This window comes from Paenibacillus mucilaginosus 3016 (assembly GCF_000250655.1).
Taxonomy (GTDB): Bacteria; Bacillota; Bacilli; order Paenibacillales; family NBRC-103111; genus Paenibacillus_G; species Paenibacillus_G mucilaginosus.
Genome location: NC_016935.1, coordinates 5,721,061 through 5,745,094, shown reverse-complemented (window position 1 = coordinate 5,745,094; position 24,034 = coordinate 5,721,061). Strand labels below are relative to the sequence as shown.

24 protein-coding genes are annotated in these 24,034 nt (G+C 60.8%); 19 read left to right on the top strand and 5 right to left on the bottom strand.

Annotated elements, in window-relative coordinates:
* Positions 1–45: 45 nt before the first annotated feature.
* The 8 genes from PM3016_RS23430 to PM3016_RS23395 all read left to right on the top strand — a co-directional run bounded on the left by PM3016_RS23430 (position 46) and on the right by PM3016_RS23395 (position 7,422).
* On the top strand, positions 46–1,479 hold the full coding sequence (locus tag PM3016_RS23430; RefSeq protein WP_238540303.1) for an HD domain-containing phosphohydrolase: 1,434 nt from the start codon (positions 46–48) through the stop codon (positions 1,477–1,479).
* A 255-nt stretch (positions 1,480–1,734) separates the two neighbouring features.
* Complete coding sequence (locus PM3016_RS23425) at positions 1,735–2,847, top strand: hypothetical protein (protein ID WP_014371200.1); 1,113 nt, start codon at positions 1,735–1,737, stop codon at positions 2,845–2,847.
* A 56-nt stretch (positions 2,848–2,903) separates the two neighbouring features.
* Positions 2,904–3,470, top strand: coding sequence for a DUF1697 domain-containing protein (locus tag PM3016_RS23420; protein WP_014371199.1), 567 nt, complete (start codon positions 2,904–2,906; stop codon positions 3,468–3,470).
* A gap of 94 nt (positions 3,471–3,564) precedes the next feature.
* Positions 3,565–4,020 carry a GNAT family N-acetyltransferase gene (locus PM3016_RS23415; RefSeq protein WP_014371198.1) on the top strand — a complete coding sequence of 152 codons (456 nt, stop codon included), beginning with the start codon at positions 3,565–3,567 and terminating at the stop codon, positions 4,018–4,020.
* A 407-nt stretch (positions 4,021–4,427) separates the two neighbouring features.
* Complete coding sequence (locus PM3016_RS23410) at positions 4,428–5,426, top strand: ABC transporter ATP-binding protein (RefSeq protein WP_277714050.1); 999 nt, start codon at positions 4,428–4,430, stop codon at positions 5,424–5,426.
* Entirely contained in the window at positions 5,423–6,226 is an 804-nt protein-coding gene (locus PM3016_RS23405; protein WP_014371196.1) for an ABC transporter permease, read from the top strand. Before PM3016_RS23410 ends, PM3016_RS23405 begins: the two co-directional genes overlap by 4 nt.
* Positions 6,227–6,233: 7 nt before the next feature.
* Positions 6,234–7,013 (top strand): ABC transporter permease, encoded by a 780-nt coding sequence (locus PM3016_RS23400; protein ID WP_013919067.1) that lies wholly within the window; start codon positions 6,234–6,236, stop codon positions 7,011–7,013.
* 136 nt (positions 7,014–7,149) lie between these two features.
* Positions 7,150–7,422 carry a hypothetical protein gene (locus PM3016_RS23395; RefSeq protein ID WP_013919066.1) on the top strand — a complete coding sequence of 91 codons (273 nt, stop codon included), beginning with the start codon at positions 7,150–7,152 and terminating at the stop codon, positions 7,420–7,422.
* A gap of 487 nt (positions 7,423–7,909) precedes the next feature.
* Here the strand turns inward: PM3016_RS23395 and PM3016_RS23390 are convergent, their stop codons facing one another.
* The 3 genes from PM3016_RS23390 to PM3016_RS23380 all read right to left on the bottom strand — a co-directional run bounded on the left by PM3016_RS23390 (position 7,910) and on the right by PM3016_RS23380 (position 11,052).
* A complete protein-coding gene (locus tag PM3016_RS23390) occupies positions 7,910–9,634 on the bottom strand; it encodes a S41 family peptidase (RefSeq protein ID WP_014371195.1) in 1,725 nt (574 codons plus the stop codon).
* 15 nt (positions 9,635–9,649) lie between these two features.
* Complete coding sequence (locus PM3016_RS23385; protein ID WP_014371194.1) at positions 9,650–10,510, bottom strand: S-layer homology domain-containing protein; 861 nt, start codon at positions 10,508–10,510, stop codon at positions 9,650–9,652.
* Positions 10,511–10,704: 194 nt separating this feature from the next.
* On the bottom strand, positions 10,705–11,052 hold the full coding sequence (locus PM3016_RS23380) for a hypothetical protein (protein ID WP_013919062.1): 348 nt from the start codon (positions 11,050–11,052) through the stop codon (positions 10,705–10,707).
* Positions 11,053–11,271: 219 nt separating this feature from the next.
* Between PM3016_RS23380 and PM3016_RS23375 the strand changes: the two genes are divergently transcribed.
* The 6 genes from PM3016_RS23375 to PM3016_RS23350 all read left to right on the top strand — a co-directional run bounded on the left by PM3016_RS23375 (position 11,272) and on the right by PM3016_RS23350 (position 15,635).
* The gene (locus PM3016_RS23375) at positions 11,272–11,652 is read left to right on the top strand and encodes an HAD family hydrolase (RefSeq protein ID WP_014371193.1); all 381 of its coding nucleotides are present in this window, start codon (positions 11,272–11,274) and stop codon (positions 11,650–11,652) included.
* 15 nt (positions 11,653–11,667) lie between these two features.
* Positions 11,668–12,573: a stalk domain-containing protein gene (locus tag PM3016_RS23370; RefSeq protein ID WP_014651937.1), complete on the top strand. Its 906-nt coding sequence runs from the start codon at positions 11,668–11,670 to the stop codon at positions 12,571–12,573.
* A gap of 66 nt (positions 12,574–12,639) precedes the next feature.
* Positions 12,640–13,047: a GNAT family N-acetyltransferase gene (locus PM3016_RS23365; RefSeq protein WP_014371191.1), complete on the top strand. Its 408-nt coding sequence runs from the start codon at positions 12,640–12,642 to the stop codon at positions 13,045–13,047.
* 762 nt (positions 13,048–13,809) lie between these two features.
* Complete coding sequence (locus PM3016_RS23360; protein ID WP_014371190.1) at positions 13,810–14,859, top strand: nitronate monooxygenase; 1,050 nt, start codon at positions 13,810–13,812, stop codon at positions 14,857–14,859.
* Positions 14,860–14,968: 109 nt separating this feature from the next.
* Positions 14,969–15,211: a hypothetical protein gene (locus PM3016_RS23355; RefSeq protein ID WP_013919056.1), complete on the top strand. Its 243-nt coding sequence runs from the start codon at positions 14,969–14,971 to the stop codon at positions 15,209–15,211.
* Between the two features lie 193 nt (positions 15,212–15,404).
* On the top strand, positions 15,405–15,635 hold the full coding sequence (locus PM3016_RS23350) for a hypothetical protein (protein ID WP_014371189.1): 231 nt from the start codon (positions 15,405–15,407) through the stop codon (positions 15,633–15,635).
* 415 nt (positions 15,636–16,050) lie between these two features.
* Here PM3016_RS23350 and PM3016_RS23345 read toward each other — a convergent pair whose 3' ends face one another.
* Positions 16,051–17,013, bottom strand: a complete 963-nt coding sequence (locus PM3016_RS23345) for a DMT family transporter (RefSeq protein ID WP_014371188.1) — start codon at positions 17,011–17,013, stop codon at positions 16,051–16,053.
* A 237-nt stretch (positions 17,014–17,250) separates the two neighbouring features.
* Between PM3016_RS23345 and PM3016_RS23340 the strand changes: the two genes are divergently transcribed.
* The 5 genes from PM3016_RS23340 to PM3016_RS23320 all read left to right on the top strand — a co-directional run bounded on the left by PM3016_RS23340 (position 17,251) and on the right by PM3016_RS23320 (position 22,179).
* A complete protein-coding gene (locus PM3016_RS23340) occupies positions 17,251–18,126 on the top strand; it encodes a metallophosphoesterase (protein ID WP_014371187.1) in 876 nt (291 codons plus the stop codon).
* A gap of 104 nt (positions 18,127–18,230) precedes the next feature.
* Positions 18,231–18,728: a hypothetical protein gene (locus PM3016_RS23335; protein ID WP_014371186.1), complete on the top strand. Its 498-nt coding sequence runs from the start codon at positions 18,231–18,233 to the stop codon at positions 18,726–18,728.
* A gap of 308 nt (positions 18,729–19,036) precedes the next feature.
* Positions 19,037–19,876, top strand: a complete 840-nt coding sequence (locus PM3016_RS23330; protein WP_014371185.1) for a class I SAM-dependent methyltransferase — start codon at positions 19,037–19,039, stop codon at positions 19,874–19,876.
* Positions 19,877–19,910: 34 nt separating this feature from the next.
* Entirely contained in the window at positions 19,911–21,005 is a 1,095-nt protein-coding gene (locus tag PM3016_RS23325; protein WP_014371184.1) for a M24 family metallopeptidase, read from the top strand.
* 193 nt (positions 21,006–21,198) lie between these two features.
* On the top strand, positions 21,199–22,179 hold the full coding sequence (locus PM3016_RS23320) for an NAD-dependent epimerase/dehydratase family protein (protein ID WP_337999641.1): 981 nt from the start codon (positions 21,199–21,201) through the stop codon (positions 22,177–22,179).
* A 333-nt stretch (positions 22,180–22,512) separates the two neighbouring features.
* Here PM3016_RS23320 and PM3016_RS23315 read toward each other — a convergent pair whose 3' ends face one another.
* Positions 22,513–23,964 carry a GMC oxidoreductase gene (locus PM3016_RS23315; RefSeq protein WP_014371182.1) on the bottom strand — a complete coding sequence of 484 codons (1,452 nt, stop codon included), beginning with the start codon at positions 23,962–23,964 and terminating at the stop codon, positions 22,513–22,515.
* Between the last annotated feature and the right edge of the window lie 70 nt (positions 23,965–24,034).

Here is a 24,034-nt window from a genome sequence, read left to right as displayed (position 1 = left end):
CTCTTTTGGGCTGTCTGTATCATCTTCTTTTCCAGGAAATATCTGATGCAGGCTGAGCTCAGGAAAAAGACCATCGAAGAGTTTATCCAGCTCTATGAATCCAAACTGGCGAAGCATATGGAGGGTCATGGCAAACGCGTGGGCCGGATTTGTGAGGAGCTGTCGATTCATTTATCCTACCCGCTCAAAACGAGGAATCAATTGGTCTATGCCGCCATCGTCCATGACATCGGAAAAGTCTTTTTGTCCCCCCATCTCTTCGTAAAAAGAGGGGCTCTATCGTTATCGGAGGAAGCCGAATACGCCGAGCATTCGAAGCTGGGTCATGACATCATTCTATCTTTTTTTGAAGACCAGCATATTGCGCTTTGGATCAAGCACCACCATGAACGTTATGACGGAAAGGGGTATCCGGAAGGATTGACCGGCACCGGCATTCCTTTGGAATCCAGAATCCTTGCCGTGTGCAACGAGCTGGATCACCTCATGCAGACCACTTCTTCCGATGAGAAAGTGCATCAGATGCTGAGGTCCATGTCCGGAAAGGCTTTGGATCCGGCACTGCTGGATGGGATTACACCGGAACGCATCTCCCATCTGCGCCGTATATTGGGCGCCGAGCAGCAGATTAGCCCTGTCACCCCCCAGCTTCCGCAAGATCAGGACGGTTATGAACCGAGCAAGGCGGAGCAGAGCAACTATATTGGCAAAACGTACATGCTGGAGTATTCGGACGGTACCTTGTCCGGAGAGGGCTTGGATCTGCCCCTTGACGAGATCGGCATGATTGCCGGCATCTCCAAGGAAAGGGAGAAAAGCTTCTACGAGATTATGGAATACGGCGGCTGCACCTACGAAAGTCACTTTTTCTACGACCCTGCGGCGGTGCGCATTTTCATTATCGATATTACTCCTCTGCTTATTTACCGTGAGAAGCTTCATCTGAACACCATGCGTTCCTACCAGGATATCATCGAAACCTTGTCCCACGGCAAAATCAGCATTCATCTGAGCGAGAACGAGGTGCTGGAGTATCTCGGTACGCCTCTCGGAGCTATGGATGTTGTGGAAAGAAAAGACGTTCCCTTGAGCAGGGCCTATGTCTGTGATTTCATATGGCACCCGCAGGATACCAAGAAACAAATGAGCATTAAGCTTGCCGTCACTGAAGGGGTAACCAATATGATTAAGCACGCCAATCAGGGAAAAGTATCGGTGCATCAGAAAGGTGGGGTTCTGCAGGTGCTGATTCAGGATAAAGGATCCGGAATCCCTCTGCATGAGCTGCCCAAAACCATTCTTGTTTCCGGCTACAGCAGCAAACGCTCTCTGGGCAGAGGCTTCTCGCTGATGTGCACTTCATCCGATCATGTTGTGATCCATACGTCTTCCAAAGGGACTTGTCTCCTGCTGGAGTTCGAGATCCACGAACCGGCCCCGGCCGCCGACCCTATGAACGAGAGAGAACGGATCGTATAGACTTTAGGACCAGGATGCTCTGGTCCTTTTTGTCATGTTCGGGTTCCCGGTCATGCCCATACACGCTTCGGATGTTTCTGGAGGGCGGCGCGGCGGTTAACTCATCTTAAAGACTCTAAAGCAGAAGAGGTGGGACCGACATGTCCAAAAGCGTCCGATGGCTGGCTGCGGCGCTGTTCCTGCTGCTGCCGGGCATCGTGTCCGGCGAGGAGACCGGCGGGCTGGCAGGATACATCGATAGCCGCACAGGAAGTGGTGATCACAGCGGATACCCGGCTCTACGGGGACGAACAGGGGAAGCCGGGCCCGGCGGAAGGCGTGCTGCCCGCCCTGCAGGAGCTGGAGGTGGACTGCCTCCCGCTGCAGCCGGGATGTCTGGCTCTGTACGGCGGTAAGCCATGGATTCCCGTCAAGACGGCGGAGGGGAGAAAATGGATCGCGTGGGACCGCGGCGTGATGCAGGGCCGGCTCGATCCGTCCGAGCGGCAGGGGACCCTCGTGCACAAGGTGCAGCTGTACGATGAGCCGGACGCGGAGCAGGCAGCGGGTGAGGAGCTGGGCCCGCAGCCGGTCGTGATCACCGCCTCGATCGCCTACACGCCCCGGGACGCGCACACCGCGAGCAGCATGGTGGCCGAAAGCGGGACCTGGTACCGGATCTCCACCTCGCTCGGAGCAAAGTGGATTCCGAATCCCGTCATTCCGGAGGAGGTGGAGCAGCGGCCCTATATCGTGCCGGTCAAGCTTAGCGGCACCGAGCTCAGCTATCCGTACCCTTACGCCGCCGATGGCGCAGGGGAGCGCATCGGGCAGCCCTGGGTTCAACCGGTCTCCGTGGCTGTCTTGCCCGGGGAAGACGGTCCGTCTGCATGGTACCGTTACAAGGGGGCGGACGGAGGCGAGCGTTGGGTAAGCCCCGATCCGCTGACCCAGGAGGAGCGGAACCGGTTCCTGCTAAACGGCGCGCCGGTCGAGCTGCCGACCGGTGCCCGGGCGTTCGCCGGCCGCGGGGAAGAGGAGGGGACGGCGCAGCGCTGGCTGGAGCCCGGAATGTACCCGGCGGACGAGGTCTACGAAGGCTGGGTGAAGCTGAGGACGGCCGACGGCTCCGCCTGGGTGAACCTGAACCGTGCCCTGCTTGAGCGGCCTGAAGGGATCGTGCCCTCGGAAGCGGTCATTACACTTACGCCGCAGACCAGGGCGTACCGGTTTCCGCTGACGGGGGAAGTAAGCCACGAAGCGGGAACCTTCCGGCTGCAGCAGGTCCGGGCGCTGGAGCAGTGGACATCGCCGCAGGGCGACGTATGGTACCGGATCGAATCGTTCGGCGGGCCGGTGTGGATTCCGGAGAAGCCGCTTTCCGGCTGATCATGCTATACTGGTAAAGCCAGGAATATCATCTGCCAGGAAAGCGGGGCGTCGGGATGGCCGTGTATATTGCACTGCTGCGCGGCATCAATGTCAGCGGTAAAAAGATCATTAAAATGGAGGACCTGCGCAGCCTGCTGGAATCGATGGGGCTGCAGCAGGTGCGGACGTATATCCAGAGCGGCAATGCCGTGTACTCCGCGGCTGCCGGGGCTCAGGAGGCCTTGGCGGAGCGGATCTCCGCCGCGCTGAAGCTGAAGTACGGCTTCGAGGTCGGGGTGATCGTCAAGACCCCGGACGAGCTCGAGGCCGCTCTGCGCGGCAATCCCTTCGCGGCCGGCAGTGTCGGTGCGGCGCAGGAGGAGACGGGGGAGAAGCGGTATTATTCCTTTCTCGCGAAGGCTCCGGAGCCTTCGGCCGTGGAGACGCTGCAGGCCTATGCCAGCGAGGCGGATGACTACCGGATCGTGGGCGACGTGGCCTATATTCTGTGCCGGGACTCGTACGGGAAGTCGCAGTTCTCGAATAACTTCCTCGAGGCGAAGCTGAAGGTCATGGCAACCACACGCAATGAGGCGACCGTCCGGAAGCTCCTGGACATGGGGCGGGCGGTGGAGGAGTAAGAGGACAAGAGAAAGATGGCCGCCGGCCCGGCAGAGAGGATGCCGGAAGTGCCCCGGAGGGGCGACGGAGCGGAACGTCAGGAGGACAGGCTGGATGGATATACGCAAGGTGGGAGCGGGGGAGCCGCTCCCGATGAAGCTGCTGCTCCTCGCGGACCCTTCCCGGAAGCTGGTGGAAGAGTACACGGTCCGCGGCGAGTGTTATACCGCTCACGGCGAGGATGGCCGGGTCGTTGGAGTCTATGTGCTCCTTCCGACCCGGCCGGACACGGCCGAGCTGGTCAATGTGGCGGTAGATGAAGCCCATCAGGGCCGGGGGATCGGCAAGCGGCTGGTCCTGCATGCCGTTGCCCGTGCCAGGGAGCTCGGCTTCCGCACCATTGAAGTCGGCACGGGAAGCACCGGGGTCGGGCAGCTGGCCCTGTACCAGAAGTGCGGTTTCCGCATGACCGGGATCGACCGGGATTTTTTCGTCAGGCACTACAGCGAACCGATCTACGAGAACGGCATGCAGCTGTTTGATATGGTGCGGCTGAGCCAGGACTTGTAAGTGAAGAAGTAAGTGAACCGGCTTGAGCCGGGAGATGCAGGGAACCCCCTTCCAACGGAAGGGGGTTTTTGGCATGATCCCCGCCATCCGTCCCAAACCGGAACCAAAGGGGGGGCCTCCAAACATTAAAAAAAGCCGGGCAGCTGCTGATGCAGCCTGCACGACTTATCATTAACGATATAAATAAACCATTAAAACAACCGAGGTCAACAAATAAAGAACCAAAAATTTGAATGCTGTTTCGAAAAAAATAAGATTTGAATACCGACTCATGAGGGTGAAACTCAATTTCTTATAATAGTAGTATAACACGCGGATGATTATAAGTCTATACTTTCTTTCCATTTTTGGATATATTTTTTTAGCATTCCAAACCGCAGTTGAAGGAGGTTGCAGTATTGAACAGGATGAACATCAATCGGGAGCCCGTGATTACGCTGAAGGACATCGGCAAATCGTTCCGGGTGGCGAAGCGGGCGGCCGGGCTCGGCAAGGCCTTCAAAGCGCTGTTCGCCCGCGAGTATAAAGTGGTGGAGGCGCTTCAGGAGATTTCTTTTGAGATCCGGGAAGGGGAGATTGTAGGGTACATCGGCCCCAATGGAGCGGGCAAGTCCACGACGATCAAAGTCATGAGCGGAATTCTTGTTCCCGACCGGGGGACGTGCAGCATTATGGGCTACACGCCGTGGAAGAACCGGGTGGACTATGTCCGCGGAATCGGGGTCGTGTTCGGACAGCGCTCGCAGCTGTGGTGGGATGTGCCGGTGATCGATTCGTTCGAGATGCTGAGGGATATTTACAGCATTCCATTTCCTGTTTACCGGGCCAATCTGGATATGCTGACAGAGACCCTCGGGCTCACCGATATCCTCCATGTTCCTGTAAGGCAGCTCAGTCTCGGGCAGCGGATGCGCTGCGAGATTGCGGCTTCGCTCCTCCATGATCCGAAGATCCTGTTCCTCGATGAGCCGACGATCGGGCTTGATGCAGCCAGCAAGATCGCGGTCCGGCAGTTTATCAAGACGATCAATCAGGAGAAAGGCGTCACCGTCATCCTCACGACCCATGATATGAGCGATATTGAAGCGCTGGCCGACCGGATTCTGATGATCGGCAGAGGCAGGCTGCTCTACGACGGGACGCTGGATGAACTGCGGGGACGGTTCGGCACCCAGCGGACGCTGACCGCGGATTTCCGTACGCACCCCGAGCCTGTCGAGATTCCGGGAACGCTCAGGCTCTCCTGGACACCGGAGCGGGCGGTCTACAGCATGGATACGGAGCACGTGCGGATCGACCGGGTGATCTCCCGGCTCTCCGAAGAGGTGGAGCTGCTTGATGTGTCGGTGGAGACGAAGCCGGTCGACGAGCTGATCCTCAGGCTGTATGAGGAGCACCAGGTATGAGGGCGTATGTATCGGTGTGCCGGATGCGCTTTCTGAACGGCCTGCAGTACAGGGCCGCCGCGCTGGCCGGTGTCGCCACGCAGCTGTTTTTCGGACTCATCTTCATCATGGTCTACATCGCCTTCTATAACGGGAGCACCGTGCAGGCTCCGATCTCCCTCCAGGACATTGTCGCATACATTTGGCTGCAGCAGATCTTCCTTGCCTTCATCATGCTGTGGGCGCGGGACAACGAAATCTTCCAGCTGATCACCGGGGGCAGCATCGCTTATGAATTGTGCCGCCCGTGCGGGATCTATCCGTTCTGGTTCGCCAAGCTGCTCGCCCAGCGTCTCTCCAGTGCGCTGCTCCGCTGTTTCCCGATTCTGCTCATCGTCTTCTTCCTGCCGGAGCCTTACCGGCTCTCTCTGCCCGAATCCCCGGGGGCGTTCGCTCTCTTCCTTATCACCCTTGCCCTGGGCCTGCTACTCGTGGTGTCGGTTTCGATGCTGATCTACATCTCCGTCTTCTGGACGCTGTCGCCGACCGGCTCCATCCTGATGGTCTCGGTAGCCGGCGAATTCTTTGCGGGCATGATTATGCCGATCCCGCTGATGCCGCAGTGGCTGCAGACCATCACGTATGTGCTCCCGTTCCGGTGGGCGGTCGACCTGCCGTTCCGGGTCTATTCGGGCCATATTCCGGCGGACGAAGCGCTCTGGGGGATTTTGATCCAGCTGGGCTGGCTGGCGTTTCTTGTCGGCACCGGCCGATTGCTTCTGCGGCGGGCGCTCCGCCAAGTTGTCGTACAGGGAGGGTGATAGGTATATGATCTATTTTCGCTACATGTCGCTGCATTTCCGGTCCCAGCTGCAGTACCGCGCTTCGTTCTGGCTGCTGACGCTCGGTCAGTTCTTCATCCCCTTCTCCGTCTTCGCGGGCCTGTATCTCATGTTCGAGCGCTTCGGGCAGCTGCAGGGGTGGAGCTTCTTTGAAGCGGCGCTCTGCTTCGCGGTCATCCATCTCGCATTCTCGCTGAGCGAATGCTTCGCCCGCGGCTTCGACTCCTTCTCGTCCCTCGTGGGAGGGGGCGAGTTCGACCGCCTGCTCGTCCGCCCGCGCAGCACGGCGGTTCAGGTGCTCGGCTCCCGGTTCGAATTCAACCGGATCGGCCGCCTTGTACAGAGTGCCATCGTCCTCGTATGGGCGGTAAGCAGCCTGCCTGTGGCATGGACGGCCGCCAAAGCCTTCACGCTCGTGCTGATGATCGTCGGAGGCACGCTGATTTTCACCGGGATCTATATGCTGGCCGCCACGCTGTGCTTCTGGACGATCCAGGGCCTCGAGGTCGCCAATATCTTCACCGACGGGGGCCGGGAGATGGCGCAGTATCCGCTGAACATTTATCAAAAATGGGTGACGGTCTTCTTCACCTTCATCATCCCGTTCGGCTGCGTAAGCTACCTGCCGCTCCTGTTCATTCTGGACCGCGTGCAGGGTCCTCCCCTGCTGTATATGCTGATGCCCCTGGGCGGCGCTGTGTTCGTGCTGCCCTGCCTGCTTGTCTGGCTGGTCGGCGTGCGCTATTACCGGTCGACGGGGTCTTGACCTGGGGAGGATTTCTTCATTTCCTGATATAGGAAAATGTAACAACCGTCATAGGCCGTCCCCTTGAGCCCGGTGTATAGTGGGCTTATACAAGCAAAGCTGCTGCGCGGCTGAACAGGGGAGAGGGGATGGCACCATGTGGATGTCCATGATCGAAGCAAGCGCGAGGTCGGCGGTGGAGCTTCTCATTGCCGCCGTACAATTGTTGGAAGACTCGAAGCGTTCCGGTCTCGAATCGGATTACATAGATCACCTGTCTGCGGATATCATGGAGATGGAAAAGGAAGTCGTCCGCCTGCTCGGCGCGGACTACCACTCCGGGGAGGCCGCGGGGCTGCTCGGCAAGGTGTATTCGGCCGAAATGACCATCGACGATTTCATCAGCCGCACACGGATGGAGACAGCCTGACGGGCAGCCGGTCCGGTCGGACTGCGTGATGCCGCAGCCGCGTCTCCTCTGACCGAGTGCAGACAAACTCCCTACTGCCGATCGGGCTGGAGAGTTTGGGGGTTACCGTAAGCCGTTCCCTCGAAGGGAATGGCTTTTTTATCGGACATTTCCATCCAATATTTGGTATAATCGGGGGAGGGCGAGGGAAGGAGGGGGAATTCATGAATCGGACTGGCGGATTACCTGCTGGCCAAGATGAGCGCCAAGGTCCGCTTCCTGAACAAGCGGGTATCGCTCCCCGTCATGATTGGCGGGGTCGGTGCCGGGACCCTGTTGTTTTGGTATGCTGTATAAAAATCAGGGCAGCAGAAGCTCTGAAGCAAAAGACACCCCCCGTCCGGAAGACGAGGGGTGTTTGGTTTGGAAGTTTCGGAAAGGATAACGCACTTTATGACGCGCATCGTTCGTGTAGGACGGTGAGCAGGCTAGCTTAGTTGAAGCCTGGTCAGTCCACTGTAGTTACTTCCAGCACGGCGCCGCTCTTCAGCGGAGTTCCTGCGGCGGACTGCATTGGCGGCTGAACGGCAAGCCAGTAGGCGGTGCCTGCCGTCAAGGGCTCTGCGGGAACGATATGCAGCTCGTCCGTCCGGCTCCAGCCCACCGTTACAGGCACCTCATGCCCCGTTTCCTTCTCGACCAGCCGTACGCGCTCCGGTGTGACAGAGTCAGGATTCATGCTCTGCGAGAAGACGACATGGAACGTTTTGTCGAGAGGCACCTGCTCCATGGCTCCCATATCCTTGAAGCCGGGGTAGTACAGCGGCCATAGCTTCTCGACCGCTTCATCCCCGGCCGCAATCCAGGCACTGCCGCTGCGGAGCTCGACGGAATCGGTCTCCGCCTTCTGCAGCAGATGGCGGAAGGCTGCCGTATTCTGTTCCTGCCGGAGGCTCTCGCCCGAGAGCTCGATGACCTGGTCTCCAAGCCGGAGCCGGAGGTCGCCGTCCTTCATGCCTGCCTCGGGATGGAGCAGCATGGCGGCAATCCGAAGCCAATCGTCCGCCGGCAGAGCGGCGAGGTTCAGATCCGGCTGCAGGCCGGTATGGTTATAGCCTTCGCCGCTGGAGGCGCGGATGAATTCCGTGTCCGTCAGGAAGAGCATCCCTCCTTCGGGCAGCGGAACGTTGGATTGACCGACACCCTTGCCATAGGTGTTCTCCCCCAGCGTGTATACGGCATGGTTATCCTGAAGCGAAGCGGTCAGAATCTCTGCTGCGCTTGCCGTATTGCGGTCAACCAGCAGAAGGACGGGCTTGCCGGGATCCCACAAGGGCCCGGTGGAGGAGTCGAGATACAGGGTGTCCAGCTTGGAGCCTAAGCCGATTAACCGGCTGCCGGGAGGAAGCAGGAAGTCGGCAATCTCGAACGCGGGCAGGATGTATCCGCCTCCGTTCCCCCGCAGATCCAGGATATAGCTGTCGGCTTCTTCCGCAGCCAGTTGGTCCGCTGCGGCCAGAAACTGTTCCGTCGTTTCGTTGCCCATGGTCGCTATGCGGATGTAACCGATATGCCCGTCGAGCAGCTCCCCGGTTACTTGGGGCAGGTCGATGACGGCACGGGTGACTCCCACATGCAAAGGGTGGCCGTCCCGCAGAACGGTCAGATCCACGACGGTCCCCGGAACGCCTTTGAGGAGGGCTGCCGCTTCCGATACGGGCATGCCGGCGAGCAGGACGCCATCCGCAGCCGTAATAAGATCCCCGGCCAGCAGACCGGCTTCTTCAGCCGGTGAGCCCGGAGTTACGGAGGTGATGGACACTCCCCCGGGTGCGCCATCCAGAACGGTGCCAATCCCGCCGTATTCTCGATTAATGGCATCGAGGAAGGCTTCATACTCTTCGGCTGTGACGTATCTCGTATAGGGATCGTGGAAGCGCTCCTTGACCGCAGCGATCATCTCCTGAATCGAGTCCAGCTGCAGAATCTCATCAGGGATATCGTACAGATATGTATTTTGCAGGCACTTCCGCACCGCCTCAAGATCGGTTTGCGGCAGCGGGTCGCTGCTGCCGTCATACACCTGCGCAGATACCGTATCCTGCTCGGCGGGAGCACAGGCTATGTACTCTTCGGCCGCCGCTGCAGAAGAAGGGACGGCAGCGGCCCCAAGCAGCAGGTTACCGGCCAGGAAGGCGGATAAAAGCAGGGAGTGCAGACGTCTTGGTGTCATAAGAGAGGGACTCCTTTAATAAATTTGGATGATTTCAACGTCCGCCGCAGGCTCCGGATCCGGAGAAGGCTGGGGAGACGCGGGAGTGTCACCGGCATCATTGTCATCGTCATCGTCCGAAGAGGAGTCCGGGCTGCCGCTTCCTCCGCCTGATGAGGAGGGGGCGGGGGAGGCTCCGCCGGAAGCAGGGCTGCCGCTGCCCGTTCCGGACTGGGCCGGGGCAGGCGAAGGGTCCGTGGCTTCCTCTTTTTCCTTGTCACGCGCCGCCGTATCTTCCGACCGGAGGTACCGCGCGGTGACGGAAGCGGCCTGTTCGAGGGTCGTGATGCCCTGCGGCCGGAATGCATGGTCCGGGAAGCCGGAGATCAGTCCGTACTCCACCGCGGCGCCGACCGCATCCAGTGCCCACGGGGAGATCGCGTCCTTGTCCGTGAACGTCAGCTGGCTGCCCTTGCCGCCGCTCGGCAGACCCAGCGCGCGCACATACAGGACCACCATGCTTTCCCTGTTCAGCGGCAGTCCCGTTCCGAAGCGTCCGCTTCCTACGCCCTGTACCAGACCCGCCTTCACGGCGGCTTCGATGTAAGGATAAGAGGGATGGTCCGCCGGCATATCCGTGAAGGTTGGCTCAGCAGGCAGGGGAGCCAGCTCAAGAGACAGCGCCCTTGCGAGCACGCCGATGAAGTGCTCGCGGCTGATCGCCTCCTGCGGACGAGCCAGCAGCTCATCCGGCATCACCCCGCGGTCGGCCAGCTCCTGAAGCTCGGTCCGGGCATAGGACTGCTGCGCCTCCGGCGGCAGCACGACGGCCGCATCCGCCTGTGAGGTTAAGGAAGCGGCGAGGAGTAAAGTGAGGCAGAAGGTATATCGTTTCAATGCATGGGCCTCCTTGGCTATCATTTCCAAGCTATTATATCAGCTGAAAGGCCCGAATCATAGAGTTTGTTCGACATTATTCTACAATTTGGCGGTGTCGCATGGTTGTTGAGACACGGTCCCTTCCTCCCTGGCTTCATCCTCGTTCAGTGGATCGAACCATACAATGGCAGCCGGGGCTTTCTCATGCGAACTTATTCGCTTCTGCGGCGGAAGCGGGCTTCGAGCAGGATCACCACCGGTACAGCAGCCGTAACCAGCAGTGTCCAGAGGAGGGAGGCTTCGAAGGCACGGTTAAATCTCTCGTGGGACCAGAAGTCTTCCCCGATGATCCAGTAAGCGACGATATTGGAGATTCCGAGCCCGTCGTGAATGCCGGGGATCCTGCTGTAGTTGTAGTTTTGGGCGAGTGCGATGGAGGCCAAAAGAGCCAGGGCCAGGCCCAATCCGGCGGCTGCAGAACAAGCATAAGGCACATGAGCCTTACGGAGCAGGGCGGCACAAGTGATGATGAAGATCAGACAGAAAGCAGCATAGAACATGCTTTCACCTCCGTTGGGGCTGCGGCAGAGAGCAGCGGTTTCTTTTGTATGACGGTGGGGAAGGGGTGGGGGTTGCAAGAGAGATGGGGCATAAGGATGGAGGCACTCTGTATCGGGCAGCGAAAAGGGTTCCACTTATTTACAAAAAGTAGAATAGGGAATAGGATAGAAGGCGCGGCCTGTTCGTCAGGGACGCCAAGGTCCGGAGGGGGAGAGCCTGTGACGAAAGTGCAAGCGGTCTTCTTTGATCTGTTCGAGACTCTGATCACCGAATACGCAGGCGGGGTACGCAAGGTCCGCCGAGCCGCCAACCCGGAAAGACGGAGTCGGATCGGTCTTACAGAGCGGGAGTTCCGGCAGGAGTGGAATGCGCGGATCGGCCGGAGAATGACTGGGGCATTCCCGGACTATCCGGCGGTGCTCAGAGAGATCGGCACCCACCGCGGGTTGGCATATACGGAAGAGACACTGCAGCGCATGCTCGAAGAGCGGGGGGCGGAGAAGTCGGCGGCTTGGTACGTTCCGGAGGCGATGGCGGCACGCATTCAGGGATATGAGCGGTTGAAGGAGCCGGCCAAGCTGTTGGATTGGATTACATAACTGGGAGAGACAGACATGAAGCGATGGATTGCAGGAATCACATTGATGGCGGCATTGTCCGCAGGTACGGCGGCTTCGGCAGCGGACTCGGTGCAGGCGGTTCTTTTTGACGCGGCCTACCGGTTCGGGGGAAAGCTGGCGCAGGTGGGCGGGGAGTACGTCAGCCTGAATTATAACGGGCATGCGTATGTGCCGATCCGATTCGTAGCCGAGCAGGCCGGATTGAAGGTGGAATACGACGAGAGTACCAGGACAGTGAACATCGACCGTGCGGGAAGCTATGTGGCGGAGGCGGTGGCACTGGAGCTGGCCAAGCTGGCGGACCCGGATGCCGAGGGCGTTGTGTGGAAGGCCGAACTGGTTGAACATGGATGGAAGGCCGGCGATGCGGCTGGAGCGGTGGAAGGTCCGGTGTGGATAGTGACGGGCACTGATCCGGGGGGCACCCGCACGGAAGTTGTACTCCACGCGGAGACGGGGGAACAGGTCGCCTTCAAGGAGCTGGGAGTGAATCTCCCGAATCTGGATGCGGCCTACGGCCTTGTTTTTGCTTCGCTTGTGGATGGGAACAAGGAGCAGGGGGGTCCGGGAGCCTATATCGCCGTCGATCCCCGAGGGCTGGAGAGGCTGGAGAATGAGCAGTTCACAGCTCTGCTGGGCAAGCTGGGGGAATATCGGGTCCCGGTCCTGAAGGCGTCATTGGAGGAGCTGAAGAGGCAGGGCCGGGTGAACACCGAAGGGAACAACGCGATTGAGGGCGTGCTGCTCGGCTTAGAGCAGACGAAAGTGGAAGGCAGCCGGTTGGTCGTCGACGCCTATCTGTACAAGACGGCTCTCGGGGCGGAGGGCAGGCGGTTTGTGCTGGAACTGCAGGCGGGTGTATGGAAGCTGGTATCGGAAGAAGCGGGTTGGACGGCATGAGCTGAGGGAGAAAAAAGCCCTTCTGCGAACGCGGGAGAACGAGTGCGAATGAAGAGGCCAGGACGAATGGGGGCGTATGGGGTGGAGTATCGCATGAATGCGCCTTTGACGGCGGCGGAGCTGGCGGAGGTGTTCCGGCGGTCGGGGATGACCCGGCCGGTCGATGACCCGGCGCGCCTGCAGCGCATGATTGACGGAGCGGACGAAACGGTGACGGCATGGGACGGCGGGCGGCTGGTCGGGGTCGCCCGGGCGGTGACCGACTATGCGTTCTGCTGCTGCCTCTCCGATCTGGCCGTTGACCCTGAATATCAGGGGCAGGGGGTCGGCAGCCGCATGGTACAGCTGCTTCGGGACAAGCTCGGGGAAGAGGTATCCTACGTACTGCTTTCCGCTCCGGGAGCAGTGGAGTTTTATCCGAAGATCGGCTTTGACCGTGCGGACAAAGCCTTTGTGATCCGAAGGAAGCGATAGAAGGCGCCGGGAGGCGTCTTTTTTCGTTGACAGTGAGCGGACATGTAAGCGTGTATGCAATATACTTGTTAGCATGCTTTTTGCGGCCAACCAAACAACTTAAACTTTAACACTTCATTAATTAGCGCTAGGGCGGGTGCTGGGGCAGCTACCCGGCTCGGTTGGAAGGGACGGTCAAAACCCTCTATTTGGCTTTGATCGGGGCTGCACCATAGGATGTTTTTGATCAGATGATGCGTGGGAGCCGCTGAAAAAAGCCGATGAAATGATGATTCGCATCATATAATCTGCATATCCCCCTCCCAATGGAAGCTTTGCTTCCTTTTGCGATGGTTTTCATCATAAAACACCCGCAATATGCCGCATAGTCCGCTTTTACAATGTTTTTCATCGCATATGACCAACCGGCGAGCCTTTACTAGTGTATTATGGCATCAGGACGGGGAAGTTTGATCAAGCTTGATTAAAATATATTTGTTTCCATGGATATTCTGCCGGTTCACTTAGGCCGTACCTTGGTACAGCCAGCAAATCAAGGATTCATCCGTCCGTTTGGCTACCCGAACCATGCCGGGGAAGGAAAGAAAACAGATCTCGTGAACAAGGGCTGGCAAGGGGCTTCACTTCTATGTCAATGGGGAAGCCATACCTTGGCGGAGGGCGACATACGACTTGCCACAGGGCGCTGTTGTACAGGCAGCGGCTCCCGTATTACACTGGTAACAGTGTTTGCAACCAAGCGGAAAGAAGGGAGCGGATACAATGAAGATGACATGGCACCATCCGATCATTGCGGCTCCAATGGCCGGAGGGGTATCGACGCCGGCATTGGCGGCCGCCGTATCGAATGCGGGAGGATTGGGCTTCCTGGCCGCAGGCTATAAGACGGCCGACGCCATGCGGGCGGAGATCGGGGCATTGAGGAAGCTGACCGATGCGCCGTTCGGTATGAACCTGTTCGTGCCGGGAGAGGATGCCGTGGACGAGGCGGCACTTGCTGCTTACGCGGAGCGGATGAGAAAAGAAGCTGCTCTGTACGGCGTAGAGCCCGGACGGCCGGTGTACGAAGATGATGATTGGCAAGGGAAGCTGCAGGTGCTCCGGGAGCTGAGCGTCCCGGTGGTCAGCTTCACGTTCGGCTGCCCGTCTTCCGAGGTCGTGAAGCAGCTGCAGGCCTCGGGCTCCACGGTCGTCGTTACGGTAACGTCACGGGACGAAGCGGTGACCGCGGCAGAAGCGGGGGCGGACGCACTGTGTGTGCAGGGCTCGGAGGCCGGCGGGCACCAGGCCGCGTTCGGCAATGCGCTGCCGGACCGGGAGCCGCAGAGCCTGCTGGAGCTGCTGCGGGAGGTCCGCGAGGCGGCTGCCGTGCCGCTGATCGCTGCCGGCGGCTTAATGCACGGGGCCGATGTGGCGGCGGTGCTGCGAGAGGGAGCCTGCGCGGCGCAGCTCGGCACGGCCTTCCTGCTCTGCCCGGAGAGCGGGACGCATGCGGTGCACCGGGCCGCACTGACGGACGGCCGATACGCGGCGACGGCGCTGACGAGGGCTTTTACCGGACGCCGGGCCCGCGGGCTGGTGAACCGGTTCATGCGGGAATACCCGGATGCCCCTGCGGCTTACCCGCAGCTGCACCACCTTACCAGGCCCATACGCAAAGCGGGGGGAGACTGCGGGGATGGGGAGGCCATGTCCCTGTGGGCGGGACAGGGATACCGCCTGGCCAGAGCGTTGCCCGCTTCACAGCTGGTCGAGGTGCTCCTGCGTGAAGCCGCCGAGGCGATGCCGGAGGCTGGCGGCCTGCCGTCTTGAAAGTTCGGAGAGAGAGACGTATACTATGAAATTCCAGGCCTCCGACGAACACTATGAGGAAGATTCAGGCGGCTTAGCATTCCACTAGAACAGGACTCAGGAGCTGACGATGGACAAAGAGATACAGCTGGCTGTCGAGAAGATCGAGCAGCTTAATATCCGCAACCAGAGAGCCATGATGGAGCTCATCCGCCGCAGCATGAAGCTGAATGAAGATGAATTCATCAAGGAGCTGCTGCTGGCCTATGCGCACCGCAATCCCGTACATATCCTCGAGATTTCGATTGCGCTGCAGTACGAGGAGATCATTAAAACCCTGCCCGACAAGTTCGTCTGGTCCGGAGAAGGGTAGCTTGAACCGCACCCCCGGCAATTCCGGCCTAGAATACGGCCAAGCACGTCGGAGAACCGTCCGGATTTACCGGGCGGTTTTTTCGTATTCGCTTCATAGACAGGTACGGCGGCGGACGGCAGGTTCGTCAAGGCGGGTAGGCAGGCCAAGTTTCGGGTAAATAAAAGGAAGAAGCCATAGGAGGTGCTTGTCCATGCAGAACCCTTGGAACAATGAAGGAGCCCGCGCGGTGCTGGAGAAGCCGGAAATTCCGGCGACGCCTTCCCCGCCGGAGATCGTTCCCCAGCCGCAGACGCAGCCGGAGATCACCCCGAAGCAGCCGCCGGAAATCGTGCCGGCCGTAACGCCGGAGATCCGGCCGGAATCGCCCCCGGAGGTGAACCCGGGGGGACCCGCCGAAATCCCGGGGGAAGAAGCGGTGTAACAAGGCAGCCGTTGGGGAAGCCGAGAAGGAAGTACGGAGATTTCCGTGCTTTCTTTTTTTTGTGGACGACGTGGGCCGGGGTGTCTGGGCGGACATCGACCCGCGCTGCAAGGAGAGGAAGTCTGGAGGCGCCTGGAATTCGCCGGCCGGCGGCCTGTATTCCATACCGACACGTTTGCACGAGCGAGGGGGATGGAGAGGGAAGGCAGCCGGGATTCCGCGCTTTTTTGTCATGAAACGGGCAGACGAAGGAAGGAATTTCCAACCTTTTGTCGAAAATATAAAGAAAATGAGCCCTGCGGGCAGCGAGAACGGATGCTGCTTGCAGAGCTGTGTGCGGGAGCCGGGGCAGGGTCTATGCCCAGTCCGGATGAACGCGGCCGGCTCGCCGCCCTTCTTGCCGCGCTCCTCCCTCTCAGCCCGAGAGAGGCGGCGTGAGGCGCTTGGACCGGCGTGCGGCACGCACGGTCCACAAGCTCTGTGCGGCCATGCCTAGGCAGATCAGCCCCATGCCGAGCCAGCCCCACAAGGCGGGCAGCGGCGCAGAGAGGAGGATCACTTCGCCGATTACGGCGAACAGCACCTCGAGCGACTGGGTCGCTTCCACGGCGCTCAGCTTCTGCATATCGCCGCGGACCGCATCCGTAGCCTGGAAGAAGAGGGCCGTCGCGATGATCCCCGACAGCACGGCGACCAGCGCGGACTGCATGACCAGCCCGGAGGACGGAAGGCCCGACTGGACCCACCCGCCGGCGGCCAGCAGCAGCCAGAACGGCAGGCTGAGCAGCGTCATGCCGAGCAGCCTCTGAGGGGCGCTGAGCCGGCCGCCGCAGACGTCCATCATCTTGCGGTTGCCGAGCGGATAGGCGAACGAGGCGAGAAGCACCGGCAGGAAGCCGAGCCACAGGGCGGACGGGTCCTCCCAGGAGAAGTGCTCCGCCTGGATCAGGACGATCCCCGCCAGGATGATCAGCGAGAAGCCGAGACCGCCCCAGGGAATGCGGCCGCGGACGGGCACGCCGTCCTTCTCCTGCTTGAACAGGGGGGCTAGCAGCGAGCCGGAGAGGATCGTGATCTGCCAGGTGCCCGCAATAAGCCAGCCGGGACTGTAGTCGGATGCGAAGCACAGCGGGGCGTAGAACAGGCCGAAGCCGACGGTGCTCCACAGGAGCCAGGCGCCGGGGGCTCTCCGGATCTCCGCCCACAGCGGTTTCAGATGGTGCCGGCCGACGAGGAGCAGCAGCAGGGGCACCATGAAGAAATACCGCAGCGAGGCGCTCCACATCCAGGAGCCCCCGGAGAGCGAGATCGAACGGTTGAGCACGAAGGTGAAGGCGAAGAAGAAAGCGGCCAATATGCCCAGCAAGATCGGGCGCATGGGGATCCCCCCTTTTTTTAAAAATACAAGATTGTATATCTTACCGGGTCTCGCCTCTTGTCATCTTCTATTTCTTATAAACGCGCGTTGTCTTAAAAGAAAGGCGAATCCGTTGATCTGGTCGACAGGACTCCGAATCTCCATTGTACTGAACGCTTCCCCGGTTGTCATTAAGAAAAAACGGTTAACCTTCATCGGGCGGATATCCTTCGCCCATCCTATTTCGGGAGGTCATTCATGAAAATCAGCGTGGTCTCGGACCTGCATATCGATACGTATCCGCCGTCCGCCGCGGCCGGCATTCTCGACGCGCTCTGTACCGTGGTGCAGGAGCGCAGCCCCGGTCTGCTGCTGATCGCAGGCGACCTTTCCAGCGATTACCGTCTTACGCTGGAGGCCCTTGGCGAGATCGAACGCCGCACGGGACTTCCCTGCCTGATGGTTCCCGGCAATCATGATGTCTGGAACCGGCATGCTCGGCAGCTCGGGACATGGGACATCTACAACCGCCTGCTGGACTATCCCCACAATCTGGCCCGCGGACCCTACCGGGTGAACGCGGAATGGGTCGTCATCGGCGATCTGGGCTGGTATGATTTTTCGCTCGGCGACCCCCGGTTCACGCAGGAGGAGTTCCTGAGAATGGAGTACGGCGGCCGAGTCTGGAACGACAGGGAGTTCGCCCCCTGGGACCGTCCGGCTCCGGAGATGCACCGGTACTTCGTGGAGAAGCTCGAAGCGCAGCTTGAAGCCCACCGGGGGAGCCGCATCCTCCTTGTCACGCATGCGGTGCCGCACAGGCATTTTACTGTCCCGCTGCCGAACGAGACGTGGAGCTATTTCAACGCGTTCCTCGGGAGCGAAGCCTATGCGGACCTGATCGCCCGGCATACGGATTCCATCCGCTATGCGGTGTGCGGCCACGTGCATTACCGCAAAAGGCTGACGTTTCACCGGACGGAGCTGATCTGCTCCTGCCTCGGCTATGCGAAGGAATGGCGGAGTTCCGACGTGCTGGAGGAGATGCGCCGGGCCGTAACCGATCTTGAGCTGGCGGGCGAGGGCCATGCGGGAACGAGGGAAAACATCGGAAACGGGTATACTAAGGGATAAATTAACAATACGACGCCCTTCTGACGATATCTTAAGCAGGGCTTCAGGCAGTTATTTTATCCCGGCCGAAGGCGGATGCGCGCGCGGGGAATCGGAGGACACGCATGTCGGATTTGGATCGCAGGTTTCACTATTGGCTGGAAAACGGGACGCTGATTTATGCGAGCTTTGTGAGGAAGGGCGAGAGAACGCCGGTGAAGCTGTGGGGACGGGTGATGAAGTACGAGATGCTCCCGGACGGGGATGTCGATTTCGTACTTTACAACGATGACTCAAAGGAGTCGCAGAGCATACGGATGTCCCGTCTCGATGACTTCCAGGCGGAAGAGGAGCCGGATGTCCAGTATGTGACGTACTACCCGGGCCAGGGCTCGCAGGTGGTCAGCTCGATCCACGGCACAGCCGAGCCCAAAGCGGCGGAAGAGTCCGGGGGGACAGAGGCGGAGGGTGCCGGCGGCGCGCCTGCCGGGCAGCCGGTGGAAGAGGCGGCCGCCCTACCAGCCGTGACGAAAGCCGACGAGCTGCGGGAGATCGCGCTCGGGCTGACGGAGGCGGATCAGGCACTGCTGCTGGACCTCGCCAAGCGGCTGGCCTCGCGCTGAACGCAGCAGGGCACCGAGCCATCGTTATCGGAATACCAGACAAGCCGGAAGCTTCTCCGGCTTGTTTGACGTTTGAAGGCGGCAGCCGCAGAGGCTGGAAATGAGAACCCAAGCCGCGCCTTCAGAAGCACGAACGAATGAATCTGCGTGCGGAAAGGCGGCCCGGGCAGCCGGGATTTTGGGCCAGGGGACTGTCATATGAACGAAGCCTACGGGGGATCGAAGTAAGGGTTGACACCTGAATGGATATCCTTTACAGTTATGGGCTCATTGTACATCCATCTCTTGTGATCAAGGAGGCGTATCCAATGGAACAGATAGCGGCAAGCAACAGGGAAGGCTGGTCCAAGCATGCTTACCGGGCGTGGGTGAGGGGCAAAGGGAGTCCGCAGGCCATGGCTCGGGAGCTCCAGGCGGATCCGTGGAGGAAGCTCGCTCCCCTCCGGTCCGTGCTCGGTGATCCCGGCGGCTGCCGGGTCGCCAATCTTCTCGGCTCGAACGGCAAGGCGGCGGTCTCTCTGTCGCTGCTCGGTGCCGATGTAACCGTGGTCGATCTCTCCCCGGACAATGCCCGCTATGCGCTGGAGCTCGCGGAAGCCGCAGGCGTCCGGATCCGGTATGTCGTTGCGGACGTGATGAATCTGCCGGAGGGCGAAGCGCCGAGGGACTGCGATCTGGTGATCATGGAGCTCGGCATCCTCCATTGGTTCGCCGACTTGAAGCGTTTCTTCCAGGTTGCGGCGGCGATGCTGAAGCCGGGAGGCCGGCTGATCGTCCGCGACTTTCATCCGGTCCACCGGCAGCTGCTTCGGTGGAAGGATGGCGGGATGACGGCGGACGGCGATTATTTTGACGAGTCGCTGCGGGCGGGAGCGGTGCCCTATGCGGTATTTCTGACGGAAGCGGAGCGGGCGGAAGTGCCCGAAGTCTACACCCGGGGCTGGACAATGGGCGACATCGTTACCGCCGCGGCGGAAGTAGGCCTGATCATCCGGTCGCTGAAGGAAGAGAAGGGACCGGCACAGCGGTGGGTCTTCCCGGCCGAGGCCCCTGCCGGGATCGAAGAGCGGGTGCCGGGGATCTACACGCTGGCGGCGGACCGGCCTGGGCTTTCGATTTTATCCGGTAAAGGCGGCGTAGTACAATAGAGAGCGAAGCATATCACGAAAGGCGGAATTCCGCATGAACGAAAGACTGGAGAAGCTGTATGCGCTGCTGGAGCGGGAAGGGCTGGATGCGGCATTCATCACCCACCCGAAGAGCGTCTATTATTTTACCGGATTCTATACGAATCCCCATGAGCGGTTCCTGGCCCTCGTCTGCGTCCAAGGGGAGGAGCCGATGCTTTACGTGCCGGCCCTGGATGAGGAAAAGGCGGTTCAAACGTCTTCGGTGGCCAAGATTGCCGCCCACTACGACTCGGAGAACCCGTACACCAAGCTGGCAGGCCTGCTGGGAGGGCGGCCTATCCGGACCGTGGGCCTGCAGGAGGACCAGCTCAGCGTCAAAAGCTGCCGTGCGCTGCTGTCCGCCACAGGTGCCGAATCGGCCCGCAGCCTGGAAGCGGAGCTGGCCGCAATGCGGGTGATCAAGGATGCAGGGGAGATCGCGGTCGTCCGGCGGGCGATCCACTGCATCGAGGAGGTGTTCCGTCTTGCGGCGGCGAAGGTCAAGCCCGGCATGACCGAGATGGAGCTCGTGGCCGAGATGGAGTACCAGATGCGGCGCCTCGGCTCGGAAGGGCCATCCTTCGAGACGATGGTCCTCTCCGGCGCGAAGTCCGGCCTGCCGCACGGCGTCCCTTCGGCGGACGAAATCCGAGAAGGGCAGCTTCTACTGCTCGATGCCGGCGTATTCGTCGATGGGTACGCCTCCGACCTCACCCGCACCTTCGCCGTAGGGGAGGTCGGGGATGAAGCCCGCGCCGTGTATGACGCGGTGCTCCAGGCCAATCTCGACATGATCGCGGCCGTCCGTCCCGGTGTCCCGTTCGGCTCGCTGGACCGTGCCGCCCGAAGCACGATCGAGAGCAGAGGCTACGGGGAATTCTTCATCACCAGGGCCGGGCACGGCTTCGGGCTCGAGATTCATGAGTACCCGTCGATTCACGGGGGCAACGAGGACCTGCTGCAGGAAGGGATGCTGTTCACAGCGGAGCCCGGCATCTACATCCCCGGCTTCGGCGGGGTCCGCATCGAAGACAACGTCGTGGTGACGGCGGACGGGGCCGACGTGCTGACGGCATTCCCCAAGGAGCTGACCGTGATCGGAGTCTGACTGTGCGGCACGCGATTTCGCGCTGCTGCCGGCTTAGCACCCGAGAGGAGGCAATCAAGGGCGGCTCCCAAACTAATCGGTACCGGAAGGACGAGGTTTCGTTCTTCCGGTTTTTTTACGTACCCAAATAAAGAGATGCTGGCGAATGAGGAGCAGGAGGATTTTTGAGGAGAGGATGGTATATATTTACTAACTGCTTCAGGAAGGAATCGATGTGTATCTGCTCGATCTGGATGATTTCTGCTGCAGGCTGGAGTACGGATCGAGGCTGATGGGCGAAGCCGAACAAGGAAGACTCCATTTCCTCCCCGGGAATCTGCTGGATGCCCCGCTGGAGGTTCCTCCCCAGATCGATGCCGTCATTCACCTGGCCGCTTGGCCCCACGTAGACTTTTCGATGCATTATCCCGGGCTTGTCGTACATAACAACGTAACCTCCACCCAGCGCCTGCTGCATCTATGCGGCGACCGGGGGCTTCCGATCCTCGTGACCTCCTCCGTTGAAGTGTACGGCGGAGACCAGGGCAGGGTTTACGCCGAAACGGCCTCCTACAAACCTTATTCCCCTTATGCCGCGTCGAAGGTTTCCTGTGAAGTGCTCACCCAAACTTACATCCAATGTTTCGGCATCCGGGCGAAGCTCATCCGCTTGACGAATCTGTACGGTCCCTGGCAGGCTCCCGACCGCATCATTCCAAGGAATATGGGACGGCTGATCGACGGGGTGCCGCTGGATATCCAGGGGCGTGTCGTCCGGGATTTCGTCTACGTAACCGACGCGGCCGAGGCGATCTGGACGGTGATGAAGCACGGAAGGTGGGGGGAGATCTACAACATCTCATCCGGGACAGGAACGGATATGCAGAGTGTCGGCCGGCTGATGAGCCGGCTTGGCGGCGAGACGCCCGAAGTGGAACTGCACACCCAGGAACCGACTCCGTCGAGGGGAGCCTCTCTGGTGATCGATCCGGCCAAAATCGGAACGGAGCTCGGGTGGAAGGCCTCGGTGTCCCTGGAAGAGGGGCTCGAGCGGACCTACCGTTGGTACCTGCAGCATGCCGAGTGGGCCAGGGCATTCCGGCCGCAGTATCTTGCGGAGCGGCGGGGGCGGGAGTTCATCGTGGATGTAGCGCGGATGCCGGCGAAGTCCTCTACCGGTTTGGAGACGGCGTAAGGGCGGCGTTCGATTCATGCAGGCCTTTCGGTCGGCAGTGGTCAAGAGAAATGATCAGCACGTGTAAAAAACAACCCTTCATTCTGCGAACGGCGCAGGCGGAGGGTTGTTTGGTTTGGTTTGGTTTGATGTGATTTGGTTTGAAGCCCGCCGAAAGGCTCCGTTTTGTACTCGGTACCTGCAGCTGTCCCGATCAGGGTGCGGCTTGTCCGCCCAAACCGGAGAACGGCGCCGTTCAGCTTCTTTGCGGCGGCGGTTCCTCCGCCCTTGGGGCTGTTCGCCGATGCTGCCTGTGCGTCTGCTGAGGGCGAGCGGCTGGGGGAGTGGCTGCGGTTACCCCCCGAGCCGCTCGGCGATGCAGTCGGCCGTCCGGATGGCGAGCGCCACCGTGGTCAGCGTCGGATTGGCCGCGCCGATGGACGGCAGCAGGCTGTTGTCTGCGATATAGAGTCCGGGGACACCGTGGATCTGCCCATACGGGTCGGCCGCGGAGGTGTCCGGGTGACGACCCATCCGGCAGGTGCAGGCCTCGTGGTTGTCGTCTCCGGGTGGCAGTGCCTTGGGCTGCGAAGCGCCGTCGGCTTCCTCGAGAGAGAGGCCGAGGGCCCCGGCAGCCTGCCGCATGGCTTGTGCCGTCCGGTCGATCGTCTCGAGATCGCGGCTGCTTCGTGTGAAGGCGACCTGCAGCAGCGGCATCCCGTCCGCGTCGAGCTGAACCGGGTCAAGGTACACCCGGTTCTCCACCCGGGATTCCACGCGGGCGAAGCCGTTCATCTGCACGTCAACAGGCCCATCGCCGACGGGGGCCGGGTGCTCCCGCGGATAAGCATAGTGGGGCGCCGGCCCGAAGAGCTGGATCTGGTAGGGGGCCTCCTCTGTCTGGGGCACGTTGATCACGGCCGGGCCCTCCGGCGGGCTGCCTTCCCGAAGACGGCCTGTAGCCCTTACCGTCGAATGGTTCGTCAGATAGCGGCCGATCGCCTGGCCCGGTACCCCCGAGTGCAGCAGAATCTGCGGCGTAATGAAACCCCCGGCAGCCACCACGACCGTCCGGGCGTGGATCACCTGCGTGCGGCCGCCGCTTACCGCCTTGACGCCCGCCGCGCGGCCGCCGTCCAGCAGCACTTCGGTTACGCGGGCTCCCGCGGCTAAGTCGAAGGGCATGCGGTATTGGGCGTACGCCAGGTGGTCGATGGAGCTGAATACGCTCCCCGAAGACAGCCTGCCGCCGCGGGCCGCGTCCAGCCGGACGGCCATCGGCAGGGCGGCGGCATGCGGATAGCCGTGCTCCCGCAGCCTGGAGAGCAGGACGTCCTGAAGGGCGGAGCCGCCGGCAAAGCCGTCTGTAACATCCATCGCCTGCTCCGCAAGGCGGTAGTAGCGTTCCAGCTCCTGCCGGGAGAGCGGCCAATCCGCCGTCTCGCAGGCCGGCATGCGGGGCGTTCCCCCGGTCCAGAACAGTGTCCGACCGCCGAGGCCGAAGGTCAGCTTGGCGTCCGGATAATCCGGAAGGCGCTCCCCAAGCGGCGTTGACATCCGGGCGAACAGCTCCGTAACCACCCGGTCCGCGGTTACTGTGGGCAGGTTCTGCCCGTGCGTCGGCAGCAGCAGCCCGCCGGCTTCCAGCATGCCGACCTTGCGGCCGCGGCCTCCCCACAGCTCCGCCAGCCTTCGCAGAACGGCAGCTCCGCCAGCCCCGCTGCCCACAATCAGCACGTCATACTCCCGCTCCGCCATCTCCCCGGCGGGAGTCAGCGGGATCCATTCCACCCTGTAGGGTTCCATTCGGCTCGCTCCTCTCCACTGTGTACCGTTGTCTCAAATCCCTTTACCTCATTGCATACCCTTACCACGC

Bases quoted from the DNA above. Each gene is read 5' to 3' on its own strand.
- PM3016_RS23340 (WP_014371187.1), top strand. From the start codon at position 17,251: ATGAAAATCAGCGTGGTCTCGGACCTGCATATCGATACGTATCCGCCG.
- PM3016_RS23365 (WP_014371191.1), top strand. From the start codon at position 12,640: ATGGGGGCGTATGGGGTGGAGTATCGCATGAATGCGCCTTTGACGGCG.
- PM3016_RS23355 (WP_013919056.1), top strand. From the start codon at position 14,969: ATGGACAAAGAGATACAGCTGGCTGTCGAGAAGATCGAGCAGCTTAAT.
- PM3016_RS23360 (WP_014371190.1), top strand. From the start codon at position 13,810: ATGAAGATGACATGGCACCATCCGATCATTGCGGCTCCAATGGCCGGA.
- PM3016_RS23400 (WP_013919067.1), top strand. From the start codon at position 6,234: ATGATCTATTTTCGCTACATGTCGCTGCATTTCCGGTCCCAGCTGCAG.
- PM3016_RS23350 (WP_014371189.1), top strand. From the start codon at position 15,405: ATGCAGAACCCTTGGAACAATGAAGGAGCCCGCGCGGTGCTGGAGAAG.
- PM3016_RS23420 (WP_014371199.1), top strand. From the start codon at position 2,904: ATGGCCGTGTATATTGCACTGCTGCGCGGCATCAATGTCAGCGGTAAA.
- PM3016_RS23325 (WP_014371184.1), top strand. From the start codon at position 19,911: ATGAACGAAAGACTGGAGAAGCTGTATGCGCTGCTGGAGCGGGAAGGG.
- PM3016_RS23390 (WP_014371195.1), bottom strand. From the start codon at position 9,634: ATGACACCAAGACGTCTGCACTCCCTGCTTTTATCCGCCTTCCTGGCC.
- PM3016_RS23330 (WP_014371185.1), top strand. From the start codon at position 19,037: ATGGAACAGATAGCGGCAAGCAACAGGGAAGGCTGGTCCAAGCATGCT.
- PM3016_RS23380 (WP_013919062.1), bottom strand. From the start codon at position 11,052: ATGTTCTATGCTGCTTTCTGTCTGATCTTCATCATCACTTGTGCCGCC.
- PM3016_RS23395 (WP_013919066.1), top strand. From the start codon at position 7,150: ATGTGGATGTCCATGATCGAAGCAAGCGCGAGGTCGGCGGTGGAGCTT.
- PM3016_RS23405 (WP_014371196.1), top strand. From the start codon at position 5,423: ATGAGGGCGTATGTATCGGTGTGCCGGATGCGCTTTCTGAACGGCCTG.
- PM3016_RS23415 (WP_014371198.1), top strand. From the start codon at position 3,565: ATGGATATACGCAAGGTGGGAGCGGGGGAGCCGCTCCCGATGAAGCTG.
- PM3016_RS23345 (WP_014371188.1), bottom strand. From the start codon at position 17,013: ATGCGCCCGATCTTGCTGGGCATATTGGCCGCTTTCTTCTTCGCCTTC.
- PM3016_RS23410 (WP_277714050.1), top strand. From the start codon at position 4,428: ATGAACATCAATCGGGAGCCCGTGATTACGCTGAAGGACATCGGCAAA.
- PM3016_RS23430 (WP_238540303.1), top strand. From the start codon at position 46: ATGCAGGCTGAGCTCAGGAAAAAGACCATCGAAGAGTTTATCCAGCTC.
- PM3016_RS23335 (WP_014371186.1), top strand. From the start codon at position 18,231: ATGTCGGATTTGGATCGCAGGTTTCACTATTGGCTGGAAAACGGGACG.
- PM3016_RS23315 (WP_014371182.1), bottom strand. From the start codon at position 23,964: ATGGAACCCTACAGGGTGGAATGGATCCCGCTGACTCCCGCCGGGGAG.
- PM3016_RS23370 (WP_014651937.1), top strand. From the start codon at position 11,668: ATGAAGCGATGGATTGCAGGAATCACATTGATGGCGGCATTGTCCGCA.